The organism is Dactylosporangium sp. NPDC005572, from assembly GCF_040605515.1.
Taxonomy (GTDB): Bacteria; Actinomycetota; Actinomycetes; order Mycobacteriales; family Micromonosporaceae; genus Dactylosporangium.
In genome coordinates this window covers 61,951-71,187 of record NZ_JBEXCY010000039.1, presented here as the reverse complement: position 1 = coordinate 71,187, position 9,237 = coordinate 61,951, and the positions used below count along the sequence as shown (strand labels likewise).

Here is a 9,237-nt window from a genome sequence, read left to right as displayed (position 1 = left end):
TTCAGCGTGAAGGTGCCACCACCGGCGATCGACGCGGGTGCGGCCTGCGCCTTGACCACGACGCTGGTCGTGCCCGGGGGCGTCAGGGTGACCCGGGCTGAGCTTGTCTTGGTCGGGTCGACCACCGACGTCGCCACGACGGTGAGCGACGACGCGGTCTCGTTAGCGGCCACCGAGAGCAGACCATCCGCGGAGATGGTCGTTCCCGCCGAGGCCGCTCCCTCGACCGACCATGTCACCGCCGGGCTCACACCTTCGTTGGTTGTCACCCGAGCGCTGAAATGCCTGACCCAGTTCCAGCCCTGCGTCAGGTTCTCAGTCGCCTCAGGAAGGATCATGTCCTTGGCGACCGTGCGAACGCTCAAGATGACGCCGACCCACGGGAACCGCCGGGCCACGGTGAGGAACGCGGCGAGGTGGTCCGGCCACAGCTGCAGACCGTTGTTCTCGTTGATGGCGTCGATGATCAGGAGCGCACGTTGCTGGCTGGCCTCGGCGCGGGCAGTGAGCGCTTGCAGGAAGGTCTCGGCCTCACCGTCGAACCGCAGGGCTTTCATGACCTCGTCCCACGGATTGCCGACGCCGAGTTGCTGGCCGAGCACCAGCACCGCCGGCTGGCCGCGTTCGAGGGCGAGCCGTGCCGTGTCGCACAGCAGGTGGGTCTTGCCGCTACCAGCGTTGCCCCACAGCAACATGGCCCGCGCCGAGTAGGCCGGCCAGTCCTCGTCGAACGCCGAGATGACCTTGGCGCACAGGTCGGCGAGCTCGTTAACTCACGGTGGACTCGGTCGGCCTCGCTGGCAGGCTCGGCGCCCTTCGGCGGAGTCAGCGTCCGCACGGTGGCCTGCAGGGCTTGCCATGCCCGCCGCCACTGGCCGACCGGCAACTGCGTGTCAGGTGTCGTTGCCTTGTCAGAGGTCAGTAGCGTGGGCAGCGCCGCGGCGAGTTGGTACAGCTGGGCGCTGGAGGTCAGGTCGATGGCCGGGTCGAGACGCTCGATGTGGCCGATGGCGGAGGCGGCGTGCTGCTCAAGGTCGACCAGCAGGTGCGGAAGCCGCGCGAAGTTGGCGATCTTGCGCCCGGCGGGTACACCGACGGTCAGGTCGCGGTTGTACCGAGGCCCAACTTGCTCGATGACCTCGTCGAGCCGTTCAGCCAGCCACTTGCGACTCAGCAGCTGTCGCTCGAACCACCAACGGAACCGGCCGGCGTGTTCCTCACGAGACAAGGCTTCAAGGATCTCGGACTTGCCCATGTAGTGGAATTCCACCGTCCGCCCCAAGGAGACGGCGTACCTGCCACTCACCTACGTAGTGGTTCCACCTATCCATAAACCACTGCTCGTTCGGCTTCCTGGGATCGGCACGATCACTGGGCAGGGCGATGGTCATGGCAGTGAGGTTCGGGTGCTTCTTGATCGCCGTCTTCACACTGCTTGTGATCTTGGACCACTGGTCGATGCTCGGACTTCCCAGGAAGAACTTTGCCTGCAGGCCGTGCTCCGCACCGCTGGCATCGATCGAGTAGCCCTCAACGCCACCATCAGGAGTTCCCAGCCGCACGAAGCTGCGGCCCTGCTGGAGCGCCTGAGCCCGAGCGACCTGGCAGCACAGCTCCTCGAACCCGGTGTCCTGCCCACGTCCCCACGGACGGATGGTGGCGAAGTCGACATCAATCGGCACTGCCTGATTGTGCCGGAAGCCTGCGCCCGAATGGGTCAGGCGCCGAGCGACTGCGCGCCGCGAGCCTCTTGACCGGGAATTCCACGGCAGCGACCCCTTGATGGTGCGGGCACCGGCCGGGCCGCTGACCTGCGGCGACGGGGCCGGTGGTCGCGGTATGGTCGCAGCCCGGGCCAGGCTGGTGCTGAAGTGCACCGCATCAGCTTGGAGGTCGTCATGCGACCGAACCCGCACCGCGGCCGGGTCTACCGCCGCTGCGCCTGCCGCGACCACGCCACGGGCAAGCAACTCGGCGCCCGCTGCCCGCAGCTGGCCACCAACCCGCGGCACGGCAGCTGGAGCTTCGCCGTCGACGTCCCCGCACTGACCGGTCGGCGCACCACCCTGCGCCGCGGCGGCTACCCCACCAAACACGCCGCCCAGACCGCCCTCGCCCAGGTCCTCGACTGCGAACGCACCAGCGTCCACCTCGACGACCGCGAAACCGTCGCCGGCTACCTCGCCGGCTGGCTCGACGCGAAACGCCGCGAGCTGAAGCCGACCACCATGGCCCGCTACACCGACTACGTCGCCAAAGACCTCATCCCCGCCCTCGGCGCCATCCGCCTCGAACGGCTCAGCCACCAGCACATCGGCCAGTTCGTGCGCACTCAGCTCGCCGCCGGCCGAGGCCCGGTCACCCTGCGCCGGTGCATCGCCACGCTGTCCAGCGCGCTCAACGACGCCGTCCGCCACCGCCGACTGGCCCACAACCCCGCCCGCCACACCGTGCTACCGAAGACGCCCCGGGTCGAACGGACCTGCTGGACAGCCGCCGAAGCCGCGGCGTTCCTGCGACACTGCCACACCGTCGACGACCCGCTCGCCGACCTGTTCGAACTGCTCATCGCCACCGGCATGCGCAAAGGCGAGGCCCTCGCCCTGCGCTGGGCCGACGTCGACCTCGACCACCGCCTGCTCTTCGTCCGGCACACCCTCGCCGCCGTCGACAACGCCCGCCTCATCTTCACCGACCCCAAGACCCGCGGCAGCCGCGCTTGGGTCGCCCTGTCCGCCCGCGCCGTGACCGCTCTACGCCACCAAGGCCGCCGACAGCGCCACCAACAGGCGACCCCCGGCAAGGCTGACCAATGACGACGGGCTGGTGTTCTGCCGCCCGGACGGTAGACCGCTACGCCCCGAACACGTGCTGCACCGGCTGCACACCCTCACCGCCGACGCCGGCCTGCCCCGCATCCGCGTCCACGACCTGCGCCACCTCGCGGCCACCCTCATGATCACAGCCGGCGTTCCGCTCGCCGTGGTCTCCAAGACGCTGCGGCACAGCACCCTCTCGGTGACCGTGAACATCTACGGCCATCTCACCCGGCAGGCCGCTCACGATGCCGTCGAGGCCACCGCCTCGGCCTTGGCGGCCGCAACCCCGGCCCAACCCGGGGCAGGCCGCCTAGCCCCAGCGCCGGCCGTCAGGCAGCAATCCGGGACGGCGCGACCACCCCGCGACCACGCCCGAGCCGCTACAGCCTTGTGCATCGCCGTCCCACCGGACGCCCGCGCCAGCGTCTCCGATCAGCCCGCAACGATCGCGCAGCGCGCGACCACGCTGCGACCACGACGGCCGCGAACGCAAACAGCGGACATGCCACCAAGGGCATATCCGCTGGTCAGAACTGTCGGGACGGCGGGATTTGAACCCACGACCCCTTGACCCCCAGTCGTCGGAGGCCCCAGCGACGTGCTCAAGCACGTTCTCCCAGGTCACTACAAGCATAAACCGGCCGAGTAAAGGGGTCGTAGTGATTCGCCTCATCGGCCGTAGCGGCGCTCTAGGTCGTTGAAGAACTGACGGAGCTTGTCAGCAGCATCGGCGGTCCTGAGTTCACTGCCTCCGAAGCGGAAGACCTCATAGCCCCGCAGCTGGAGCGATCGGTCCTCGGCGACCATCTCGGAATACCTGCGAGGTGAAGCCACATCGCCCTCGGCGTAGTGCTGCTTGCCGTCGACCTCCAGCACAACACGGATGCCGTGAGGCAGGAGGAGTAGGAAGTCCATGCGCTCACGTCGAAGCGGACCCGGACGTCCGTCCCTCTCCTTGCGAGTCTGCGGGTCGTAGTGCAAGTAGACCTGCGGCAACAGCGCCGGGTGACTGCCGTCGCTCCCATAACGCTCGCAGTAGCTGCGAAACAACAGCTTCTCAGGCTCGCTCGCCAGCGACGCAGCGAGCCGGCCATAGAGGTGCCGCGCTACCTCCGTGTCTGTCTTGCCCTCCATGTCACCGGCCGCCGTACGCCACCACTGCACTAACTCGTCCCAGGAGAGTCCGGAGTCGGCGAGCGGCCGGTCGTAGAACAAGCACTGCTCGGCACCCTCAACGACCTCGATGACGTTGTTGAGGGCGTCGCGGAGGACGATTCGCGGCTTCGGGCCGGTCGAAGCAAAGATGATGTTCTTCAGCTTGCCGTCGACGCCGCGGTACGCCGGCGCGGTCTCGGCATCTTCCAGGGCGTCAAGCCGGGAGAAGATCGGTGCGAACAGCTCACTGACGTATCCACGTCGAGCAGCCCATCCACCTCCACCAGACATGCCCTGTCCGCTCCAGTAGCCGTGAAAGCCCGTGAAGTCGCGAAAAGGGGGATCAAAGGCAACGCCGAGGCGCTTGAGGACTACCGTCATGCTGCGCAAGACGGTTGCCATCTGGTCGTTGTCGAGCTTCTCGGAGTGGTCCGTGCCGAACGCCGTCAACTCACGCTGAGCCAAATGCGCGAGGCCGAACGCGGCTTCGATGTCGGTACCACCGTCAAATGGTCCTCGCCTGAGCCGAACTACCAGGTCTTCGTCAAACACCAAGCGGACGGACCAAGGATCGCCGCCGTTCGTGCTCCACTCGGAGTCCTGCTCCTCTCTGAAGAAGTCGCTCGGTTTCATGATCGTCATTTTACCTGCAAGATCAATTAAGATCGAGCCATGTCCCGCTCAGCGGCGTCAATCAGCTCGTCAACCTGAAAAGCCCCAAACATGAGCAGCTTGTCGATCAAGTCAAGCGCAGCCGATCGGCCGACTGCTCGACCTCGTGCCTGCTCATAGGCGCGAAGGACGAGGCGCCCAACCTCGCTTGAGTTGCCGACCGCCCTGGTGGCCGGGTTGCCCATGTCCGCGCCGAAGACCGCGATGAAGCGCCGGGTACAAAGGAGGGCGAGATCGTCGATGCGCTCGGTTGCTCGTTCGAGCGTAATGAGCAGCTGGTCAACAGCAGCTTCAAATGACTGCGAGTTGATGAGTGCCACCAAGACATCTCGCAACGGCGTGAGAGGCTCGCCGCGGAGCACCCCTGCAACCCGGGCAACTGCTTCGCGCACTTTCTCGTCTGGATCGTTGGCCAGCAAAACGAGCGCCGCGCCGGCGGCGTCTGGACGAGCGGTGCGGGGCAGTCGGGCGGCACACATTGCCGCCACGCCTTCTCTGGTAGCTGCGTCCGGGGAGCTCTGCGCCGTCTCCAGGAGGTCACCCAGATCCAGCTCCAACCCGGCGAAGGCGGCGAGCTGTCCCCCGACCTTGCGTACGTCGGCGAAATCGGAGGCAAGCATGCGGCGGATTTCGGGCTCAACGATCCCCGCGTCGGCGCGACCGACGTTGACGATCAAGTCGGCAACGTGACGGGTCGCAAGTAGCCGATCATCAGCCTGGATGAGTAGGTTGAATGCTGCGAGCGCGGCTGGCTGCGCATGACGGAGGCTCGCGCCGATCAGGTGGGCCACGCACGATCGCACGGCAACCGAGGGATCGGATGCCAGCGCGCTGAGCGCGGGCGCGACGAGTTCAGTCCGGTGCCCGTCGCTGTCGTGAACCAAGATGTCGCCGAGCATCTCAGCGCACTCGCCCCGGGCAGAGTTGATGCCGTTGGACTCGATGCGCTCTCCGATAGCGCGACTGTCTCCAGTGGACTGCAGCCAGTGGTCCTCTTCGGGTGACGGACTGTGTCGGGCCCGATCGACGAGCAACTCGATGATGTCGTCCGGGATTGGGCGATCCAGATGCTTGCGAAGGGGCCACGCCAACCACCGGTCGGGTTCGCTGTGACCGAGTGAGGCGACATGGCGAATCGCATCGAACACGAGTTGCGGCGAACCTGGCCTCGCGGCGTTTCCAAGCCCTATGAGGATGTTCTGTGCATACGCGACGTGCAGGTCTGATGTCAGCCGCGAGGCTAGGCGCGCGTATCGATCCGGGTCAGCCGTGGCCAGTTCCTGGATCATGGTTGCCAGCTGGTGAGCGCCACCTCGCAGGGTCGTCCAGTCGTGCCGGTCAGTGTTATGGGTGGCCATCGCACGCAACCACTGGTCGTCGGTCATGCGCTCGGCGGCGCTCAGCGGAATCGGTGATTGGACGAAGCCGCCGGTCGTGTCGTGTCTCGGCGGAGGCTCATCGACCCCGAACCGCCGTCGTAGCTCTCCAAGCCGGCGTCGGGCTGGTTCGGACAGATACGGCGCCGGTACCGCCGCGAGGAGGTTGAACATGCACCAGCCGGTGTCGCGGCGATCTTCCCAGGGCACGCGCAGCTGAAGGATCGCCTGCTCCAGTTTGGTGAGCGTCTCGGAGGCAACGTGCGGCGTTATAGCCGTGAGCAGCCGCGCGGCAGCCTCGACGATGCCCGACGAGGGGCCACTGCATAGCCGGTGATCCCCTTCGAGCAGCAACTCAGCCGCCCACTCGGCTTGTGTCTCGTCCCCCGCTTCTAGGGCCTCGTACAGCAGCCATTGCGCGGTTTCGTGGGCGTCAGCCGCCAGCTGTTCCATGAGCGGACGAGCAGCCTCGGGGTTATCTGCAACCAGCCGGCGGAGTGCGGTCCTGGCGCCCTGCTCTACTGCTTCACCTACGTCATCCAGACGACCGTCGTGCGTAATACGGGAGAACTGGCGATCTCGGACCGGCAGGCGGTCGGCGTCGTCTTCGGCGAGCTGGAGCACCTTCTGGAGGTAGGGCAGTAGCGCCTCGCAGAAGAGCTGAGGTGCCTTGTCTGCTGCTTTGGTAGTCAGCTCGATCGCGCCGTGATCCGTCGACTGCAAGAGCAAGACTCGTTCGAATCCGTCGCGGGCGAAGGCACCCGGCTGCTCAGACAAGTAGGCCGATAGCAAGTCGACCGCCCATCCCGGCTCATGGTCGGCGAGCTGGTACGTCGACAGCCAGAGGTTGTGCTCATGGTCAACGTACTCACCGCGGCGTAAGGAGTCGATCACCAGGTCGAGCAGCGCACGGCTGGTATGAAGGTGCGCGAACCGGGTAACCCAGCGCAGCCAGTCTGGGTAGGCATCAACCCGACCGGCATGCGGTCCGATGATTTGCGCGAGCCGCTCGGCACGGTTCTTGATGCTGCCCAGCGCCACCTCAAGCGCGCGGGCTTGGTCAGTTTGGCCACCACTCAGCAACCGCTCGATCTCACCCTGGGCATCCAAGCGGTCGAACCACGGCAACGTTCTGAGCGCGAGCCACAGTGGCTCGATGAACTCAGGTGCCGAATCGATGACTCGCTTGACCATCGCCCACTCGTCGCTGGTCGGCGCCGGCAGGCCACGCAGCAGGGCCAGGACCACATCCTTGATGTGGAACCGGATTTGAGGATGAAGGAGCAGCGCCTCGGCCTCTTCGATGAACCGGTTTGGGTCGTCGTCATGGAGGTGGCCTAGCACCTGCCGCACTTGTCCCCGGCGGAAGAGATCCTGCTCGCTTCCAAGCAGAAACTCGACGAGCGTCTGACCCCGCTCGATCCATTGCCTGGCGAAGGCGTAGTCGAAGAACGACTCATGGAAGAAGGCGTAGTTCCGGCCGTCGCGTACCAGGACGTGCTCGGATTCGAGCACCTGGGCATCTTCCGCCAGGTCGTCGTGGTCGAGCACCGTCACTGGTATGGCCAGGCGTTGGCGCTCACTCATGGAGTCGACCACACGGCCGATGACGTCGTTGAAGCGAGGGGCAGGCGACCGCCGCTGGCGGCAGTCTCGGCGCTTGCGGTCCCAGTACACCTCAAGCAGGTCACGGGACGAGCCAAACGACAGCGCGTTAGCCTGGTCGGCGACTGCGCGTAGCAGTACCAGGTTGAACGGCGAGCTGAGGAGCCTGCGCTGTGGGTCGGTGAGCGTTTCGGCCGAGAGTCCCATTGCCTTGACTGCGCCATTGACCTGATCGTCAGTAAGCGGTCCTACCTCGGCCTGCGAGACGCCCTCGGTCTGGACGATGGCCCGGATGCGCTCGTCGTTGTCCACGTCGAACCTGCGACAGGCGAGCATGACTCGCATGTTGGGGAACCCGGAGGCCTCCCGTAGGACGCTGGCGACAACGTCGAACGAGGCTGGCATCCGTCCGGACGCGAAACTGACTGCGTCGACCTGGTCAATCACCAACAGACTCGGAGCATCCCGCCGCACCGCGGCCAACGCCGAGACGGGCGAAACGCTCAGACCGATCTCCTTGCCGAGCTCGTCCGATGAGCCAATTGGGTCAACCCGATCCAGACGCAGCGCCAGAACAGGCCAACCCGCCGCCTCTGCGGAGCGGACGACGTCGTGGGTCACAGCACTCTTGCCACCGCCGGCGGCGCCCACCACGAAGAGCACACGGTCGTCTGCTTGGAGCTTCGCCCAGATACCGACCGCCTCGTCGCGAGGGATTACGGGTTGCAGCAATTGCCCCGCGACACTGTCCTTCCAGCGGCCCAGCGCCGACCGGACATTTTGCGTGAGAGTGGGGCTGCCTATGAGCTGCGAGCGGCGAAGTCCGTACTGCTCAAGTAGCCCTTCGATGAGGTTGGCGTCGAGGGATACGTTGAGGTTATCGAGAGCGAGATCGCCCAGGCCGACGGCCATCAGCTGCGGTGTCGCGCCTTCAAGTAGGAGCCCGGCAAAGCTGCTGTTAACGTGTACGAGGTCCCGTTCGTCTGGCCAGCTGGCATGGATGCCTCGAAGCGCTCGCCAGGCTGCCTCGGCGGTGCCGTAGATATCGGATTGCTGTAGGTACTTGAAGCCTGCCTTCAAGTCGTTACTGGTCAACATGTCATCACGGAACGCCTGAACGTTCTCCGAACGTCGGGCGCGATCGCTCAGCTCATCGAGGGTCCGCGCGGGCACGATCGACACGAAATGGAACTCACGCTTGTCCTCGACATGATCAGCCGCCGCCCGAAGTACGTTCTTCATGTCCGACAACTGCCATTCGTTGGCGTTGCCGATCTGGCGCTTGACCTGGTGTGCTTCGTCGGTGGTCCGGCGGCGAACGATGGACTCGGCGCCCTCGCCCTCCTCGCCGGCTTTCTCGATGATGACCGACTCAGCCTGGCCGAGCAGGACGTACAGGAGTTGCCGGACGGTCCATCTGCCTTCGTAGCGGTTGCCGAACTTGTCGGATTCGCCACCTCGACGTGGGCTCACGAAGACACCTTAGTCGTAGGCTCTTCCGAGCCGATCGGCTGCCCCAAGACGTCCGCAGACGGCGGCCATCGCCGACTGGCGCCCGGTCCAAGTTTGTCTGGAATTCGGTCATTGTCCCGTGATCATCTGGTGATAGG

7 protein-coding genes are annotated in these 9,237 nt (G+C 65.7%); 2 read left to right on the top strand and 5 right to left on the bottom strand.

Features of this window, described 5'->3' with window-relative positions; genetic code table 11:
- From ABZS66_RS20995 to ABZS66_RS20985, 3 genes are all read right to left on the bottom strand, one after another.
- A partial coding sequence (locus tag ABZS66_RS20995; RefSeq protein ID WP_354760030.1) for a hypothetical protein occupies positions 1–608 on the bottom strand: 608 nt, incomplete at its 3' end.
- Complete coding sequence (locus ABZS66_RS20990; RefSeq protein WP_354760028.1) at positions 554–1,255, bottom strand: hypothetical protein; 702 nt, start codon at positions 1,253–1,255, stop codon at positions 554–556. The genes ABZS66_RS20990 and ABZS66_RS20995, both read right to left, overlap by 55 nt.
- Positions 1,233–1,682: a hypothetical protein gene (locus tag ABZS66_RS20985; protein WP_354760026.1), complete on the bottom strand. Its 450-nt coding sequence runs from the start codon at positions 1,680–1,682 to the stop codon at positions 1,233–1,235. Before ABZS66_RS20985 ends, ABZS66_RS20990 begins: the two co-directional genes overlap by 23 nt.
- A 216-nt stretch (positions 1,683–1,898) precedes the next feature.
- Between ABZS66_RS20985 and ABZS66_RS20980 the strand changes: the two genes are divergently transcribed.
- Both ABZS66_RS20980 and ABZS66_RS20975 read left to right on the top strand, forming a co-directional pair.
- Positions 1,899–2,816 carry a tyrosine-type recombinase/integrase gene (locus tag ABZS66_RS20980; protein ID WP_354760024.1) on the top strand — a complete coding sequence of 306 codons (918 nt, stop codon included), beginning with the start codon at positions 1,899–1,901 and terminating at the stop codon, positions 2,814–2,816.
- Positions 2,817–2,826: 10 nt separating this feature from the next.
- A complete protein-coding gene (locus tag ABZS66_RS20975; protein WP_354760022.1) occupies positions 2,827–3,390 on the top strand; it encodes a tyrosine-type recombinase/integrase in 564 nt (187 codons plus the stop codon).
- A 98-nt stretch (positions 3,391–3,488) separates the two neighbouring features.
- On the opposite strand, the gene ABZS66_RS20970 is transcribed toward ABZS66_RS20975, so the two are convergent.
- Positions 3,489–4,607: a hypothetical protein gene (locus tag ABZS66_RS20970; protein WP_354760020.1), complete on the bottom strand. Its 1,119-nt coding sequence runs from the start codon at positions 4,605–4,607 to the stop codon at positions 3,489–3,491.
- Positions 4,608–4,633: 26 nt separating this feature from the next.
- Entirely contained in the window at positions 4,634–9,100 is a 4,467-nt protein-coding gene (locus ABZS66_RS20965) for a hypothetical protein (RefSeq protein ID WP_354760018.1), read from the bottom strand.
- Between the last annotated feature and the right edge of the window lie 137 nt (positions 9,101–9,237).

Excerpts from the sequence above, each read along its gene's own strand:
- ABZS66_RS20990 (WP_354760028.1), bottom strand. The coding sequence starts at position 1,255 with ATGGGCAAGTCCGAGATCCTTGAAGCCTTGTCTCGTGAGGAACACGCC.
- ABZS66_RS20980 (WP_354760024.1), top strand. The coding sequence starts at position 1,899 with ATGCGACCGAACCCGCACCGCGGCCGGGTCTACCGCCGCTGCGCCTGC.
- ABZS66_RS20970 (WP_354760020.1), bottom strand. The coding sequence starts at position 4,607 with ATGAAACCGAGCGACTTCTTCAGAGAGGAGCAGGACTCCGAGTGGAGC.